17 protein-coding genes are annotated in these 14,625 nt (G+C 65.0%); 9 read left to right on the top strand and 8 right to left on the bottom strand.

Features of this window, described 5'->3' with window-relative positions; genetic code table 11:
- The 6 genes from L0D16_RS11310 to L0D16_RS11285 all read left to right on the top strand — a co-directional run.
- The coding region (locus tag L0D16_RS11310) for a universal stress protein (protein WP_423247872.1) at positions 1-894 on the top strand (894 nt) is incomplete at its 5' end.
- 10 nt (positions 895-904) lie between these two features.
- Positions 905-2,113 carry an MFS transporter gene (locus tag L0D16_RS11305; RefSeq protein WP_243032187.1) on the top strand — a complete coding sequence of 403 codons (1,209 nt, stop codon included), beginning with the start codon at positions 905-907 and terminating at the stop codon, positions 2,111-2,113.
- 109 nt (positions 2,114-2,222) lie between these two features.
- On the top strand, positions 2,223-2,762 hold the full coding sequence (locus L0D16_RS11300; RefSeq protein ID WP_243032186.1) for a TRAP transporter small permease subunit: 540 nt from the start codon (positions 2,223-2,225) through the stop codon (positions 2,760-2,762).
- On the top strand, positions 2,759-4,258 hold the full coding sequence (locus L0D16_RS11295) for a TRAP transporter large permease (protein WP_243032183.1): 1,500 nt from the start codon (positions 2,759-2,761) through the stop codon (positions 4,256-4,258). The genes L0D16_RS11300 and L0D16_RS11295 overlap by 4 nt, the downstream gene beginning before the upstream one ends.
- Positions 4,259-4,274: 16 nt before the next feature.
- Entirely contained in the window at positions 4,275-4,754 is a 480-nt protein-coding gene (moaC, locus tag L0D16_RS11290; RefSeq protein WP_243032180.1) for a cyclic pyranopterin monophosphate synthase MoaC, read from the top strand.
- Between the two features lie 25 nt (positions 4,755-4,779).
- Positions 4,780-5,100: a NifB/NifX family molybdenum-iron cluster-binding protein gene (locus tag L0D16_RS11285; protein ID WP_243032179.1), complete on the top strand. Its 321-nt coding sequence runs from the start codon at positions 4,780-4,782 to the stop codon at positions 5,098-5,100.
- On the opposite strand, the gene L0D16_RS11280 is transcribed toward L0D16_RS11285, so the two are convergent.
- From L0D16_RS11280 to L0D16_RS11245, 8 genes are all read right to left on the bottom strand, one after another.
- Entirely contained in the window at positions 5,087-6,043 is a 957-nt protein-coding gene (locus tag L0D16_RS11280; RefSeq protein ID WP_243032176.1) for a hypothetical protein, read from the bottom strand. The genes L0D16_RS11285 and L0D16_RS11280 overlap by 14 nt on opposite strands.
- Before the next feature lie 81 nt (positions 6,044-6,124).
- Positions 6,125-6,553, bottom strand: a complete 429-nt coding sequence (locus L0D16_RS11275; RefSeq protein WP_243027947.1) for a c-type cytochrome — start codon at positions 6,551-6,553, stop codon at positions 6,125-6,127.
- Between the two features lie 27 nt (positions 6,554-6,580).
- A complete protein-coding gene (locus L0D16_RS11270) occupies positions 6,581-7,651 on the bottom strand; it encodes a TIGR04053 family radical SAM/SPASM domain-containing protein (RefSeq protein ID WP_243032169.1) in 1,071 nt (356 codons plus the stop codon).
- A gap of 38 nt (positions 7,652-7,689) precedes the next feature.
- On the bottom strand, positions 7,690-8,688 hold the full coding sequence (locus tag L0D16_RS11265; RefSeq protein ID WP_243032168.1) for a DUF4139 domain-containing protein: 999 nt from the start codon (positions 8,686-8,688) through the stop codon (positions 7,690-7,692).
- Entirely contained in the window at positions 8,685-9,299 is a 615-nt protein-coding gene (locus tag L0D16_RS11260; protein WP_243032167.1) for an MBL fold metallo-hydrolase, read from the bottom strand. Before L0D16_RS11260 ends, L0D16_RS11265 begins: the two co-directional genes overlap by 4 nt.
- Positions 9,286-11,133 (bottom strand): 1-deoxy-D-xylulose-5-phosphate synthase, encoded by a 1,848-nt coding sequence (gene dxs / locus L0D16_RS11255; protein ID WP_243032164.1) that lies wholly within the window; start codon positions 11,131-11,133, stop codon positions 9,286-9,288. Before dxs ends, L0D16_RS11260 begins: the two co-directional genes overlap by 14 nt.
- 8 nt (positions 11,134-11,141) lie before the next feature.
- The gene (locus L0D16_RS11250) at positions 11,142-11,780 is read right to left on the bottom strand and encodes a hypothetical protein (RefSeq protein ID WP_243032156.1); all 639 of its coding nucleotides are present in this window, start codon (positions 11,778-11,780) and stop codon (positions 11,142-11,144) included.
- A gap of 132 nt (positions 11,781-11,912) precedes the next feature.
- The gene (locus L0D16_RS11245) at positions 11,913-12,575 is read right to left on the bottom strand and encodes a PspA/IM30 family protein (RefSeq protein ID WP_243032153.1); all 663 of its coding nucleotides are present in this window, start codon (positions 12,573-12,575) and stop codon (positions 11,913-11,915) included.
- A 75-nt stretch (positions 12,576-12,650) separates the two neighbouring features.
- Here L0D16_RS11245 and L0D16_RS11240 point away from each other — a divergent pair, with 75 nt between their 5' ends.
- The 3 genes from L0D16_RS11240 to L0D16_RS11230 all read left to right on the top strand — a co-directional run.
- Positions 12,651-13,253 carry a TetR/AcrR family transcriptional regulator gene (locus tag L0D16_RS11240; protein ID WP_423247871.1) on the top strand — a complete coding sequence of 201 codons (603 nt, stop codon included), beginning with the start codon at positions 12,651-12,653 and terminating at the stop codon, positions 13,251-13,253.
- On the top strand, positions 13,240-14,094 hold the full coding sequence (ccmA, locus tag L0D16_RS11235; RefSeq protein ID WP_243032149.1) for a heme ABC exporter ATP-binding protein CcmA: 855 nt from the start codon (positions 13,240-13,242) through the stop codon (positions 14,092-14,094). Before L0D16_RS11240 ends, ccmA begins: the two co-directional genes overlap by 14 nt.
- Positions 14,095-14,263: 169 nt before the next feature.
- A partial coding sequence (locus L0D16_RS11230) for a helix-turn-helix domain-containing protein (RefSeq protein ID WP_243032146.1) occupies positions 14,264-14,625 on the top strand: 362 nt, incomplete at its 3' end.

The following is a 14,625-nucleotide window of genomic DNA, read 5'->3' as shown; positions in this document are numbered from 1 at the left end:
GGTCACCGGGAGAAGAGGCCCCTGTGGGTCAGGGAGTTCACGTGTCCCTCTTGCGGCACTCTCCTCCACCGGGACGTAGCAGCGGCAGTGAACATCTTGGCCAGGGCTGGGACGGAGCCTGCGGGGATAGGTGCTCTAACCCAGAACCGCGAAGCCCCGCTCTTCAGAGCGGGGAGTCGTCACTTTGAGGCCCTTGCCCGTCGGCTCCCCCACCTAAGGCCCAGGTTGGAGGAAACCCTAGGCCTGGTGGAGGTGGAGGCGCAAAAGGCCTTGGCCGCCATGGGGCTTAGGGTTATGGTACTCCGGGGTTTTCCTGCCCAGGTGGTGGCGGGGGAGGCGTTGAAGAGCCGCTTGGTTATCCTTGGGCAGCGGGGGACGGGGGCCCTCGAGGTCCTGGCCCGGGGAGGGCTTGCCCGCTACCTCTTGCACCGGGGGGAGGTGCCGGTGCTGCTTCTGCCCAAGGCCCTAACCCAGGTGCGACGCATTGCCGTGGGCCTGGACGAAAGCCCCGCAAGCCTCAGCGCCTTTAGGGTGGCCGAGGCCTGGGGGAAGGCCTTAGGGGCAGAGGTGTTTGCCCTGCACCTGGTGAGCAGGGAAGGGGGGTGTTGCTTCCCCACCTACCTGGACCCCAGGGGCCTGGCCCTGGCCCAGGTTTTGGAGAGGGCCAAGACCCACCTGGAGGCTCTCCTGCAGGCCTCCGGGGTGGTGGAGGTCAGCAAGGGGGAGGAGGAGCTGGACCTATTGCGGCTGGCCCAGGCCCGGGAGGCCGATCTTCTGGTGCTGGGTTCCAAGGCCAAGAGCACCTGGCGCCACCGGCTTGGGCGCATGGTGGAGGTGCTCTCCAGCCAAAGCTCCCTGCCCCTTCTGGTGGTTCCCGAGGCTACCGTCTGGTAAGGTGAGGCCCATGCGCCATGGGCCTAGCTGGTTCCTCTCCCTTTCCGCCTACTGGTTCGCCACCAGCTTCAAGTGGTTCCTGGTCCTTTTGGTGGTCCTGCCCGCCAAGGTGGCGGAGCTTTCCCCTCCCGAGGAGAAGGCCTCGAGGCTGGGGTTTCTCTTCGCCCTGGGGGCGGTGATGGCCATATTGGGCCCCCCCGTCATGGGCTACCTCTCGGATCGCCTGGGGCGGAGGAAGCCCTTTCTCCTCTCGGGAAGCCTTCTCACCGCCTTGGCCCTCCTCCTTTTGGTCCATGCGCCCAGCTACCTCTGGCTTCTCCTGGCCTACCTGCTTTTGCAGGTGGCGGATGACCTGGCCACGGGCCCCTATTCCGCCCTCATCCCCGACCTGGTCCCCCGAAGGGAACGGGGTGCCGCCTCGGGGTACATGGGGCTGTTGCAGGTTTCCGGCCAGATCCTAGGGGGTGCGGTGGGCTTCCTTTTCCCTTTGGCCTTTCAGGCGTACCTGGCGGCCCTCCTGAACTTGGCGGGGGCGGGCTTAAGCCTGCGGGTCATCCCCGACCAACCCCTAAAGGCCAACCCCAGGCCCTTTTGGGCCGCCATGGCCAGGCCCTGGACGGATCGGGACTTCCTTTTGGTCTACCTTACCCGCTTCCTGGTGATGCTGGGGTTCTACCTGGCCCAGACCTATCTTCAGTATTACCTGGCGGACGTGGTGCGGACGTTCCAGGCCCTAGGGCGGGCCCTCACCCAGGAGCCCTTCCAGGCGGTGGCCCTTTTGGGCCTTCTCATCTCCTTGGGGGCCGCTTTGGCCAGCATCCCTGCGGGCTGGGCTTCGGACCGGCTCGGGCGCAAGCCCCTCATTTACCTTTCGGGGGTTGGCCTGGGCCTATTGATGCCCTTCATCCTCCTTTTTCCCCGCTATGAGGTCATGCTTTTCTTGTCCCTCTTCTTTGGCCTTTTCTATGGGGTCTACCTGGCGGTGGACTGGGCCTTGGTGGCGGATGTGCTTCGCGACCCCGAGGCCCACGCCACCGACATGGGCCTGTGGCAGACCTCCATCGTGGTGCCCCAGGTGTTGGCGGGGGCTTTCGGGCGGCCCCTGGACCTTCTCAATGCCCGCGAGGAGGGCCTGGGGTACCTGGTGCTCTTTTTGCTGGCGGGGGCCTTCTTCCTCTTGGGGGCGTTTTTGGTGGCTCCTATCCGCCGGGCCCGCTAGGGCTTTGAAATGGAAAGGCCACAGGGAAAAAGCCCTCCTGGACGCAACCCCGCATTGACATCCCCGGTTGCCCCGGGTAGGATGGGGCGGGTTTCAAGGGGGGTTGGGAATGCGCTTTCTTCTGGGTCTTTCTAGAGCCATAGATACGCTTACCGAGGCGGTGGGAAGGGTAACCGTGTGGTTGGTGCTATTGGTGGCCTTGGTGTCCGCCGGCAACGCCATCATGCGCTATGGGTTCAACTACAGCTCCAACGCCTACCTCGAGGCCCAGTGGTACATGTTCAGCCTCATCTTCCTCCTGGGCGGGTCCTACGCCTTGAAGCACAACGCCCACGTGCGCATTGACCTGGTCTTTGGTCGCTTCTCCAGGCGCACCCAGGCTTGGATTGAGGTGGTGGGGACGGTGTTTTTCCTCCTGCCCATGGCCGTGGGGGTGATCTACCTCTCCTGGCCTTGGGCCCAGAGCTCCTTCCTGGGGAGGGAGATGTCCCCCGACGTGGGCGGTCTTCCCCGCTGGCCCATCAAGTTGGCCCTGCCCTTGGGGTTTGCCCTGCTGGCCCTGCAGGGCATTTCTGAGCTCATCAAGCGCCTCGCCTACCTCACGGGGCATCTGCAACTCCAAGAGGAGGAACGGGAGGTGCTGGAATGAACCTGGAAAGCCTTATGCCCCCCCTGATGTTTTTGGCCTTGGTGGTGTTCTTGCTCTCCGGCTACCCTGTGGCCTTCTCCTTGGGGGCGGTGGGCATCGTGTTTGGCTTTTTGGGCATAGCCTTGGATATCTTTCCTGCCCCCCTCCTGAAGGCCATGCCCGACCGCATCTTCGGCATCATGTCCAACCAGCTCCTCCTGGCCATCCCCTTTTTCACCTTCATGGGGATCATCCTGGAGAAAAGCGGCTTGGCCGAGGATCTTCTGGACACCATGGGGAAGCTCTTCGGGCCCCTTAGGGGGGGCTTGGCCCTAAGCGTGGTCTTTGTGGGGGCCATCCTGGCGGCCACCACGGGCGTGGTGGCCGCCAGCGTGATGGCCATGGGCCTTATTTCCTTGCCCATCATGCTGAAATATGGCTACAACCCCCGCCTGGCCAGCGGGGTGATCCTGGGCTCGGCCACCCTGGCCCAGATCATCCCCCCTAGCGTGGTCCTCATCGTGCTTTCGGACCAGCTTGGGGTTTCCGTGGGGGATATGTACAAGGCGGCCCTGATTCCCGCTGGGCTCACCGTGGGGCTTTACTTCCTCTACGTGATCTACGTGGCCCTTTTCCGTCCCCGGTGGGCCCCGGCCCTTCCCCTCGAGGCCCGCCCCGATGCCGGCAAGGAAGCCCAGGCGGCCTTTGCCTTGCTCTCCTACCTGCTCGTGGGGGTGGGGGCCTATGCCGTGGGGCGCTTTTTGCCTGTCTGGGCGGAGTGGCTGGAGGTCCTCCTGGCCTTGGGGGTCTGGACCCTGGTGCTCCTTCCTTGGATCCGGAAAAACCCCCTTCTCAAAAGGGCCCTCCTTTCCATGGTGCCCCCTTTGGTGCTCATCTTCCTGGTGCTGGGCACCGTGCTCATCGGCCTGGCCACCCCCACGGAGGCCGGGGCCATGGGGGTGGTGGGGGCCTTGATCCTGGCGGCTTTGAACAGGAGGCTTTCCTTTAAGGTCCTCTACGGGGCCATGGAGGGCACGGCCAAGCTCACGGCCTTCGTCATCTTCATCCTCATCGGTTCCACCCTCTTCAGCCTGGTCTTCCGGGGGGTGGATGGGGACCTTTGGGTGGAGGGCTTCCTCACGGGCCTCCCGGGGGGCGAGGTGGGGTTCATCCTTTTCGTGATGGTGCTGGTGTTCCTGCTGGGCTTCTTCATAGACTTCTTTGAGATCGCCTTCATCGCCTTGCCCCTTTTGGCCATCGGGGCCGAGGCCTTGAACATAGACAAGCTCTGGTTCGGCCTCCTGGTGGGGGTGAACCTGCAGACCTCCTTCCTCACCCCACCCTTCGGCTTTGCCCTCTTCTACTTGCGGAATGTGGCCCCGAAGGAAGTAAAGACCGCGGATATCTACCTGGGGGGTATTCCCTTCATCGGGCTACAGCTTCTGGTCCTCCTCTTCGTGTACTTCATGCGGGAACCCATCCTGCGCTTTGTGAGCGGTATGGGTTTTGGGGGGTAGGCCCTAGACTGAGGGTATGGACCTCACGCACTTTAAGGACGGGAAGCCCCACATGGTGGACGTGACGGCGAAAGCGGCCACCTTCCGCACCGCCACCGCCGAGGCCTACGTGGAGCTCACGGAGGAGGCCCTGGCTGCCTTGGAAGAAGGGGGGGTGGGGAAGGGGGATCCCCTGATGGTGGCCCAGCTGGCGGGCATCATGGGGGCCAAGAAGACCTCGGAACTCATCCCCCTCTGCCACCCCTTGCCCCTCACCGGGGTGGAGGTGAGGGTGGAGCTGGAAAAGGAGGCCAAAAGGGTACGCATAGAGGCCACGGTGCGCACCAAGGCGGAGACCGGGGTGGAGATGGAGGCCCTCACCGCCTGCGCTGTGGCGGCCCTCACGGTTTACGACATGCTGAAGGCGGCCTCCAAGGGGCTCGTCATCTCCCGGGTGCAGCTTCTCCACAAGGCAGGGGGGAAGAGCGGGGAGTGGCGGCGGTCTGGGACCCCATAATACCCCAGGGGTGTATACTTGGGCTATGCGCGTGGCCATCGCCCTAGCCAAAAATGATGACCAGAAGGTGTACCCGGGCCCCTTTGGGCATGCCCCTCGCTTTGCCATTTACGAGATTGAGCGGGGAGGGGAGGCGCGCCTCCTCGAGGTCCGGGAAAACCCCTATGCCGCCATGGAGGGCGGCAGGAAGCACGAGCTCATGCGGGGGCTTCTTGGGGATGTGGACCTGCGGGTGGGGGCCCGTTTTGGCCACGGGGGGTCCATGGGGGCCTTCCCCATGGCGGAGCGCCTGGAGGTGGGGCCGGTCACCGTGGCCGAGGCCCTAAACCGGCTTAAGGCCCGCTGAAATAGCGCTTTAGGAGCTCCCGGGCTTCGGGCGGCAGGGGGGTGCGCTCCAGGTACACCTCTACCCCTCGGCGCACCTCCTCGGGCGGACGCCCTTCCCGCCAAGGAGAGGGAAGGTCCTGGCCGCTTCCCTCGCGGCCTGGCCCCAAGAGCCCTTCCCCCTTGCCGGTGGCCTCGGGAAAGGGCAAAGGGACGGGGGCCTCCACCCTTGGGGAAGGCCCCGAGGTGCCTGGGGTGGGGGTGCCCGCCCCCTGAGGCTTTCCCGGTTGCTGCTGGGAAAGGCCCGGACGGGTCCTTGATCCCCCTTGCCCGTCTATGGGCCCTGGGGTTCCCCCCTCCCCTGGGGCTTGAGGGGAAACCTCGGGCGGGGTCAGGGAAGGTTCCTGGGGGCTAGGCCCCGGGGCTTGGCCATCTTGGGCGGCTGGGGCAGGTTGGCCCTGGCCGGTTGCCGTCCCTTGGGGGTTTCCTGGGGAATCCGGGGCTGGGGTGGTCTTACCGGGTGAGGACCCAGGCGCTTCGGCCGGTTTACCCCTATCCGGGGAGTCCTGGGGGGTTGCAGGGCGCTCGAGTCCGGGAACGAACCCGAAGGGGTGGGCTTCCCTGGGGGGAAACCCCGCCCACGAGGCCAGGGCCAAGGCCAGGAGGACCAGGTAGCCGACGAGCAAGCCCAGGGGAAAGGGGGGAAGGGGGATCTGCACCTTGCGGGCCTCCTGCCAAAGCCGCTCCTCCCCATAGGCCAAGGCGGTGGGATAGGCCAGGCTGGCCCGGGCGATTTCCCGTAGCGCCCGCCCTTCCCAAAGCCGGGCGGGAAGCAGAAAGGGCAGGAGGGAGGCCAAGGCGAAAAAGGGGTGCAAAAGGCCGAGGAGCGCCAAGGGGATGGCCAAGAGGAACCGGTAGCGCCAAGCCAGGCGCCTTGCGTAGAAAAGGTGGAACCCAGGCTCCACGACAAATCCATTATCCCCACTTCTGGGGTGGGAAAAGAGGGCCCGGGGCCTTTAGGCCCCGGGGGGAGGGAGTACGCCGGTCTACTTGACCGGGGGACGGGACTTGAGGACCTCCTGGGGGGACCTGGCCTTGGCCCTTTGCGCCTTAACCTCCTCGGGGCTGATGGGCTTGGCCTTGGATTTGGCGAAGGTGGTGAGGATATAGTTCAAGAGATTAGCCACCTCCGGGTCCTTAAGCTGGCGGAAGGGGGGCATGACCCCGTTATAGGTCTTCCCCTCCACCGTCAGGCTTCCTTGGAGACCGTAGAGGACCACCCGGATCAGGTATTCCCGGCCCCCCTTAGCCTGGACCACCTTGTCCAGATGGGTGAGGGGAGGGAAGGCCCCGGGAACCCCCTGCCCATTGGCCAGGTGGCAACTTTGGCAGTTGGCGGAGTAGAGCTTGGCCCCAGGGCTTTGCGCCAGGGCTAGGGAACCCAAAAATACCAACAGAATAAGCCCACGCTTCATGGTTCCATGATAGGGAACTTCCCTTCCTTAGGCCAGGGGCATTTGTCCTAGGCCTTTGGGGAGGTGGGCGCACCGGGGGTCCGAGGCCAGGTGGTCCCCGGTTTCCGCCCAGGCGCGGGCCCGGCTTCCCCCGCAAAGCTCCCGGTACTCGCAGACCCCGCACTTGCCCTTAAGGAGGGCTTTGTTGCGAAGCTCCAGGAAGAGGGGGCTATGCCGGTAGATCTCCAGAAGGGGCTTCTCCCGCACATTCCCAGCGGAAAGGGGCAGGAAACCGGAGGGGTAGACCTCCCCCGTGGAGGAAACGAAAACGAAACCAAAGCCGTCGGAGAGGTGCACCCCCCGGCCCTCCCCCACCAAGGCCCCGTCCTCACCCTCTTCCCGTCTCCGGCGCTCCAGGGCCACCCGGCGGAACATGGGGCCTTCCGTGGTGCGTACCTTAAAGGGGTAGCGGCGGGAAAGGTCGTAAAGAAGGTGCATCACCTCCTCGTATTCTTGGGGGGAAAGCTGCTCTAGAAGCGCTCCCCGGCCCACGGGAACCAGGAAGAAGACCTCCCAGGTGGCCACCCCTTTTGCCGCCAGGATCTCGGCGATGCCGGTGAGTTCCCCCTTGGTCCTCCGGGTCACGGTGGTGTTCACCTGGGTCATGAGGCCCACCTCCTGGGCCCATTCCAGGGCCTTAAGGGCCCGGGCAAAGGTGCCGGGAACGCCCCGGAAGCCATCGTGGCTTTCCGGTGTGGCCCCGTCCAGGGAGATGGCCATCTGGTGGACGGAAAGCTCCTTGAAGCGGGCCACCACCTCCCGGGTGAGCCGGGGGGTGACGGCGGGGGTGATGCCCACCTTGAGGCCCAGGCGTTTGGCCTCCTCCAGGAGGAGAAACAGGTCGGGCCGGGCCAAAGGGTCACCCCCCGTGGGCAGGAGGATGGGCTTCGGGGTGTAGGTGGCCAGCTCCTCCAAGAGCCTTAATCCCTCCTCGGTGGTGAGCTCCCCAGGCAAGGGGTCGGGCACCGCTGAGGCCCGGCAGTGCAAGCAGGCGAGAAGGCAGGCCCGGGTCATTTCCCAGGCCACCAGGAGGGGGAAGCGGTGCAGGTCAGGTTTCATGTCCAAAGCATGGGCCCTCGAGGCGGGGGCAGATGTCCCTAGCGGGGGAGGGTGAGGCGGTAGGTGAGGGTGCGGGTTTCCTGGGGTTTCAAGGCCAGTTCCAGGCGGTACCCCTGGGGAAGGAGGCTGGCCCCGGAGAAGTCCAGGCGGAAGGGCTGGGGGAAGGTTTCCGAGAGGAGGAGGGCGATGGGGTAGGGGTAGGGGTTTTTGAAGCGGGTTTCCACCCGGTAGGTGGCTTCTTTTTCGCTTTGGCCCAGCAGGCTCACCGTCCGTTCCAGCCGGCCCTCCAGGTCCCGTCCCAGCCACACCTCTGCCACCTCCCCCTTAGGGGTAGCGGGAAGCAGGGCCTGCCCCAGGAAGAAGCCTTCCTCCACCACCTCCAAAGTCCCCGGCGCCAGGGGAAAGGGGGCCTTAAAGCGGTAGCCCCGTTCCAGGGCCAAAAACCTCTCCGTGCGAAAAGGCCCCTGATAGCGAAGAAGCCGGCTGGGGTCCACCTGGGCCTTGAGGGCGGGGATCTCCGTGGTCCCAGGTTCTAGCCTTCTGGCTGGGAGGCCATAGCGGAAGAGGCCAAAAGGGCTTTCCCCTAAAGGAGCGGCCTCCGCAAGAGCCCGCAGGGGAAAGCCCTTGGCCTCGGCCACGCCCAGAATGGGGGCTTCTCCGGCCAGGAGGGTAAGCCCTTTGGCCTCGAGGGGGCTTCCTTCCAAGCGAAGCCGGGCCCAAAGGGTGAGCCGCCCCTCCTCCAGGGTATAGAAGACCTCTCCCGAAAGCCCGGTGTAGAGGTAGCGCAAGGTAGCGGGGCCTTCCCCTCGGTAGCGGAAGAGAACCACGGTGCCCTGGTAGACCCGCTCTGTTTCCTCCACGCCAAGGAGCCTTAAGGATCCCGGTACCATCCTGGAAAGCCGTTCCCCAGCCAGGTAGGCCCAGGCGGAAGGGGGGAGGACCACGGGTTCTCTAATCTCGGCAAAGCCAGGGTAGACTACCACTTCCTGGGCCAGGGCGGAAAGGCCCAGGGCAAGGAGGGCCAGGAGTCTTTTCATACCCCTAGTCTAAGGGCCAACGCTTCCACCTCTTTCCGAGAGAGGGGTTTTCCATGGCCCACATAGACCTTCTCCGCCCCCAGGTCCAGGATTTTGCGCACCGTCCTTTTGGCCAAGGCGTGATCCTCGTTGATGAACCGGGGGGGAAGGCCGTTTCCCCTTAAGGCGTCTCCGGCGAGGAGGAGGCCATCCCGGAAAAGCCCCACCTGCCCTAGGGTGTGGCCGGGAAGCGCCACCACCCTCCACCCCAGGATCTCCTCCCCTTCCTCCACCGGCCTTAAGGCCTCCCGGGGAAGGGGTGGGGCCAGGTTGGCCAACCAGGAGCCCAAGAAGGGGATGGGCAAGGGGAGCCTGGGCTTTTCCTTAAGGAGATACGGCCACTCCCGAGGATGGGCCAGGATGGGAAGGCCAAACCTTGCCCAAAGGGCCCGGGCGCCGCCCGCGTGGTCCAGGTGGTGGTGGGTGAGAAAAAGGAGCCTGGGGGGTTCCTGGAGAAGTCTAAGAAGCCTTCCCGCCTCCCAAGGGAGCCCGGCATCCACCAGGAAATACCCCCCTTCTGCGGGAAGGCGATAGAGGTTGGCGGCAAAGCGCAAGGTCTCAGGCCGGCTCATGGAGGGGAAGGATGCCCATCTCGGCCAAGGCTTCCCGGATGCCCCGGGCGTCTATGCCCGCCTGGCGGTGGAGGCTCGGGATAGGACCATGTTCAAAGAAGCGGTCGGGAAGGGCTAGGACCTTTACCTCGGGCTTTAAGCCCATCTCGTTAAGGGCCTCGAGGACCGCGCTGCCAAACCCCCCCATCCCCTGGTGGTCCTCCACGGTGAGGAGTTTGTAGCGGGCAAGCCCCCTTAGCATCTCCCGGTCCAGGGGCTTGAGGAAGCGGGCGTTCACCACCCCCACCCGGGGGTCGTCTTGGGCGGCCTCGAGGGCGTACCGCAAGGTCTTGCCAAAGGCCAGGATGTAAACCTCGGTGCCCTCCTTGAGCACCTCCCACCGGCCCCAGGCCATCTCCGGCCAGCTGCCCTCGGGAACCCGCTCCGCATTGTCCCGGGGGTAACGGATGGCCACTGGGCCCCCGATCTCCAGGGCCTTTTTCAGCATGGCCCTGAGCTCCAAGGCGTCCTTGGGGGCGGCGATTTGCAGGTTGGGGATGGTGCGCAGGTAGGCGATGTCAAAGACCCCGTGGTGGGTGGCCCCATCCGCCCCCACCAGCCCCGCCCGGTCTATGGCGAAGATGACGGGAAGGCCTTCTATGGCCACGTCGTGGATCACCTGATCGTAGGCCCGTTGCAGGAAGGTGGAGTAGATGGCCACGATGGGCTTTAGGCCCCTTAAGGCCATGCCTGCCGCCACCGTCACCGCCACGTCCTCGCAGATGCCCACGTCCAGGTAGCGCTCGGGGTGCTCCAGGGAGTAGCGCACCAGCCCCGAGCCCTCCCGCATGGCGGGGGTGAGGACGAAGAGGCGGGGTTCCAGGTGGGCCAGCTCCGTGACCGCATCCCCAAAGGCCTGGCTCCAGGTGTAGCCCTTGGAGACCTTTTCCGGCCTAAGGGGGTCAAAGCCGGAAGGCCCGTGCCAGTAGATGGGGTCGGCCTCCGCCACCTTGTACCCCTTGCCCTTCTGGGTGACCACGTGGAGGAGGGTGGGGCCGTCCAGCTCCTTCAAGTGTTCCAAGATGTGGATGAGGCCCCTTAGGTCGTGGCCGTCCACAGGGCCCACGTAGCGGATCCCCCAGGCATAGAAGGGGTTTTCCTGGTGCAGGATGAGCTTGGCCGCCTCCTTGGCCCGGTCCACCAGGCCAAAGAGTTTGGGAGAGATATGCTCCAGGATGCTCCGGCCCAGCTTCTCGGCATCCTGGACCCACTTTCTTATCTGGAGCTCCTTGAAGTACTTGTTGAGGGCCCCCACGTTCTCCGAGATGCTCATCTCGTTGTCGTTCAGGACGATGAGCATCCTCTTGCCCAGCTCCCCGATCTTGTTGAGGGCGGCCAGGGCCATGCCTCCGGTAAGGGCCCCGTCCCCGATCACCGCCACCACGTGGTGGTCCTCCCCCTTGAGGTCCCGGGCGATGGCCATGCCCAGGGCGTGGGCCAAGGAGGTGCTGGCGTGGCCGGCGGTGATGGCGTCGTGCTCCGACTCGGAGACCTTGGTGAAACCGGAAAGCCCCCCTTCCTGCCTCAGGGTGTGGAAGCGGTCCTTGCGCCCGGTGATGAGCTTGTGGGCGTAGGCCTGGTGGCCCACGTCAAAGAGGATGCGGTCCTTTGGGGACTGGAAGACTCGGTGCAGGGCCAGGATGAGTTCCACCGCTCCCAGGGAGCTTGCCAGGTGGCCGCCGTTTTGCGCCGTGACCCGGATGATCTCGCTACGGATCTCCTCGGCCAGCTCCAGGAGCTCCTCGAGGCTCAGACCCTTGAGGTCCTCAGGGCTATTCACCTTGTCCAGTACCATCTTTCCCCCTAGAAGTTCTTCTCCACCAGGATGCGGCCTTCCCGGGTGCGCACCTCCCCCACCCGGGGAACGAACCAGACCTCCCGCGCATCCTGGCCGCGCTCATCCTGATACACCTGACGGATCCGGTACACCCGGAAGACGCCCGCAGGCAGGCGTACCTCCCGCTCCTCCAGCACCTCCATGGAGTAGCCCAGGCCGCCTTGGGCCAAGGGCTCCCGCCCCCCAGGGGTGAGGAGTTCCACCCGCACCGTCACCTTACCCCCCCAGCGGTAGCCCGGGCTCAGGAGGGCTTCCGGCGGGTACTCCAGGATGGGCGGGGTGAAGACCACCCGGGCGGAAGGGTCCTGGAAGCCTAAAAGCCGCACGCCAAAGGCCCCCACCTGCCGGTAGTAGACCCTATCCTCCCCCCGGCCAAAGCTTCGGTAGCGCAAGGCCTCCTGCCCCTCATAAAGGGCCGGGCCATCCACCCGCACCCGGTAGGGCGGGGCGGAAAGGGCTTCCCCCTCGGGCACATACACCCACTCCAGCCCCGTGGTAGCGGGGTAAAAGCCGGTTTCCTTCAGGAGGGGTCGGGCCTCCTGTGGGGTGGCCTGGGGGACGCAGGCGGAGAGGAGTAGGGCAAGGGCCATAAGGTTCCGCCTCATGATAGGGAGTTTACCCCTTAGGTCCCGTGGGCCGGCCCACACTTTTTGCCTCAGTCCAAGCATGGCCTATAGGGCGCTTCCGCAAAGGGCCCAAGCGGGGAGGGTCTAGGGGGAGTATTGGGGGTATGCGGCCTAGGCCTGGCCCAGTTCCCGCTTGAGGCGAAGGAGTTCTTCCTCCACGTCCCTGTCAGCGGAGAGGGCGGCGAGCTCCTTGTCCAGGTCCTGGCCGTCCAGCTCCTTTAGGGCCTCGTGCCGGTCCTCCATGGCCAGGATGCGGGCCTCCATTTCCTCAAAGGCCTCGAGGGCCGGGTGGGCATCCAGCTTGGATTCCATCCGCCGCACCGCCTCGGCGGCCTCCACCCCCTTCTTGCGGGCGAGGAGGAGTTTCTTGCGGGCCTCGGCCTCGTCGATCTTGGCCTCCAGGGCCTTGAGCTGGGTCATGAGGCGATGGATAAGGGCCCTTTGCTCCTCCGCCTGTTGCTTGAAGCCCTCGGCCAGGTCCAAAGCCCTTTTCCTGCGCCTAAGGGCCTCCTTGGCCAGGTCCTCGCGGCCGGCCTTAAGGGCCTCCTTGGCCTTTTCCTCCCAAAGGGAGGCTTCCTTAAGGTGGCTTTCCACCTCCCGTTCCAGGCGCTTGCCCTCGGCCATGGCGGCGGCCACCTGCTCCCGGGCCTCCCTTAAGGCCCCCTTCATATCCTCCAGGGCCTGGTTGATGATCTTCTCCGGGTCCTCGGCCCGGCGAAGGAGGTCGCTGAGGTTGGCCCGGATGAGGCGGCTTAGACGGTCCAGTAGGTTCATGGTTTCCCCCTAGGGTTGAGTATGCCACACTACCTTGACCTTTAGGGGAGGGGGCGGTAGCCTGGCCATGAAAGTATGCGCTTGCTTTCAGAGCCGGATGAGGCTGCGGGAGGCATGGACCCCAGCGAGAGGCTCCTTCTGGCTGCCCTAGAGCTTCTGGCCGAGCGGGGGTATAAGGGGGCCACCACCAAGGAGATCGCCCGGCGGGCCGGGGTCAACGAGGTGACCCTTTTCCGGCGGTTTGGCAGCAAGGAGGCCCTTTTGCGGGTGGCCCTTTCCCGCTTCATCCCCGCAGGGTTTCTGGAGCGCTTGCCCGAGGAGGATACCCCGCTGGAGGAAGGCTTGAGACAGCTTTTGGAGGCCTATCTGGACCTCCTTAAGGCCCACCAGTCCTTCTTGCCCAAGCTGCTGGCCGAGCTCCTCCGCCACCCCCAGCTAAGGGGCCCGGGCCCCCCGGAGGGCATGCTGAGGGTCTTGGAAAGGGTGATGGCCTTCTTCCGGGCCAAGCAACAACAGGGTTTCCTCCGCCTGGACGAGGCCCCGGAGGAGATGGCCTTGGCCTTTGTGGGTCCCTTGATGGCCCGTTTCCTTTTGGGGGAGGCTTTGGGGGTGCGCCTGCCCTTGGACAAGGGGGCGTACGTAAAGGGATACCTGGAGGGTAGGTATGGTGCGGGTTGAGGAGGTCACGCGGAGCTTTGGTAGCCTCAAGGCCTTGGACGGGGTGAGCCTCGAGGTGCGCCCCGGGGAGGTCTTCGGCCTCCTGGGGCCCAACGGGGCGGGGAAGACCACCTTGGTGCGCATCCTCACGGGGGTTCTGAGGCCGGATGCGGGCCGGGTCTGGGTAGCGGGGCGGGAGGTGGAAAGGGAGCGCTACCCCCTCAAGGAGCGGATCGGGTATGCCCCCCAGGAGGTGTCCGTGTATCGCGACCTCACGGTGGAGGAGAACCTCCTCTTCCGCGCCCGGCTTTACCGCCGTCAGGCCCAAGCCTTGGTGCAGGAAGCCCTGAGGCGTTTTGGCCTGGAGAGGTACGCCAAGACCCTGGCCGGCCACCTTTCCGGGGGCTGGCGGCAGCGCCTGGCCTTGGCCCAGGCGGTGGTGCACCGGCCTGAGGTCCTCCTCCTAGACGAGCCCACCACCGGCCTGGACCCCCTTTCCCGCCGGGGCATCTGGGACCTGATCCACCAGGAGGCAGAAGGGGGGGCCACGGTCTTGGTCACCACCCACTACATGGACGAGGCGGAGCGGTGCCACCGCTTAGCCCTTCTCTTCGGGGGCCGGGTGCTGGCCCTTGGGACCCCGCAGGAGCTTAAGGCTCTGGCCAAGAAGCGGGCCCGTTTCCTCTTCGCGCCCGGCCTTTCCCCCAAGGAAGTGCGGGGGATGCCAGGGGTCCTCGAGGCCTGGCAAAGCGGGGAAGGCACCAGGCTTATCGCCAGGCGGGATGCCCCCCTTTCGGGTTTCCCGGAGGTGGAGCCCACCCTGGAGGATGTCTTTGTCCTCCTCACCCAGGAGGCCCTATGAACCGGATTCTAGCCTTGGCCTGAAAGGAGTTTTTGCAGATCCGCCGGGACCATGTCCTGCCGCGATTGATCGTTTTGTTACAGAAAAGGGAAGTGCGGGGCGCCATAATGCCCCGGACCTTCAGTCTGGGAATACATGGACCCCCCACAGTGGGCTACACTAGGAGCAAATGGTCCAGCGGTGTTCCACCCCGGACCCGGCACCACCTGAATGGGAGGGGAAGCGCATTCAGGATAGCCCCTACAAGAAGGCTTTCAAGTACCGCCTCTACCCCACTAAACCCCAAAGGCAGGACCTGGAGAAAGTCCTTTCCCTGTGTCGTTCCCTGTGTCGTCAACTCTATAACGCCGCTCTACAAGAAAGGAGGGATGCCTATAGGAAAGCCCAAAAGCCCATCAGTGCCCATGAGCAGATGGGGTATCTCCCCCAAATACGGGCCGAGCTGCCGGAGTACAAAGGTGTCCATTCCCAGGTCCTGCAGGATGTTATACAGAAGGTAGATAGGGCTTTCCAGGGTTTCTTCCGTAGGGT

The organism is Thermus altitudinis (assembly GCF_022760835.1).
Taxonomy (GTDB): domain Bacteria; phylum Deinococcota; class Deinococci; order Deinococcales; family Thermaceae; genus Thermus; species Thermus altitudinis.
The sequence above is the reverse complement of the archived record's forward strand: the minus strand, read 5'-3'. Positions and strand labels throughout refer to the sequence as shown.

What these genes read in the sequence shown, in the direction of transcription:
- L0D16_RS11305 (WP_243032187.1), top strand. Translation starts at nt 905, where the DNA reads ATGCGCCATGGGCCTAGCTGGTTCCTCTCCCTTTCCGCCTACTGGTTC.
- L0D16_RS11300 (WP_243032186.1), top strand. Translation starts at nt 2,223, where the DNA reads ATGCGCTTTCTTCTGGGTCTTTCTAGAGCCATAGATACGCTTACCGAG.
- L0D16_RS11295 (WP_243032183.1), top strand. Translation starts at nt 2,759, where the DNA reads ATGAACCTGGAAAGCCTTATGCCCCCCCTGATGTTTTTGGCCTTGGTG.
- moaC (WP_243032180.1), top strand. Translation starts at nt 4,275, where the DNA reads ATGGACCTCACGCACTTTAAGGACGGGAAGCCCCACATGGTGGACGTG.
- L0D16_RS11285 (WP_243032179.1), top strand. Translation starts at nt 4,780, where the DNA reads ATGCGCGTGGCCATCGCCCTAGCCAAAAATGATGACCAGAAGGTGTAC.
- L0D16_RS11275 (WP_243027947.1), bottom strand. Translation starts at nt 6,553, where the DNA reads ATGAAGCGTGGGCTTATTCTGTTGGTATTTTTGGGTTCCCTAGCCCTG.
- L0D16_RS11270 (WP_243032169.1), bottom strand. Translation starts at nt 7,651, where the DNA reads ATGAAACCTGACCTGCACCGCTTCCCCCTCCTGGTGGCCTGGGAAATG.
- L0D16_RS11265 (WP_243032168.1), bottom strand. Translation starts at nt 8,688, where the DNA reads ATGAAAAGACTCCTGGCCCTCCTTGCCCTGGGCCTTTCCGCCCTGGCC.
- L0D16_RS11260 (WP_243032167.1), bottom strand. Translation starts at nt 9,299, where the DNA reads ATGAGCCGGCCTGAGACCTTGCGCTTTGCCGCCAACCTCTATCGCCTT.
- dxs (WP_243032164.1), bottom strand. Translation starts at nt 11,133, where the DNA reads ATGGTACTGGACAAGGTGAATAGCCCTGAGGACCTCAAGGGTCTGAGC.
- L0D16_RS11250 (WP_243032156.1), bottom strand. Translation starts at nt 11,780, where the DNA reads ATGAGGCGGAACCTTATGGCCCTTGCCCTACTCCTCTCCGCCTGCGTC.
- L0D16_RS11245 (WP_243032153.1), bottom strand. Translation starts at nt 12,575, where the DNA reads ATGAACCTACTGGACCGTCTAAGCCGCCTCATCCGGGCCAACCTCAGC.
- L0D16_RS11240 (WP_423247871.1), top strand. Translation starts at nt 12,651, where the DNA reads ATGCGCTTGCTTTCAGAGCCGGATGAGGCTGCGGGAGGCATGGACCCC.
- ccmA (WP_243032149.1), top strand. Translation starts at nt 13,240, where the DNA reads ATGGTGCGGGTTGAGGAGGTCACGCGGAGCTTTGGTAGCCTCAAGGCC.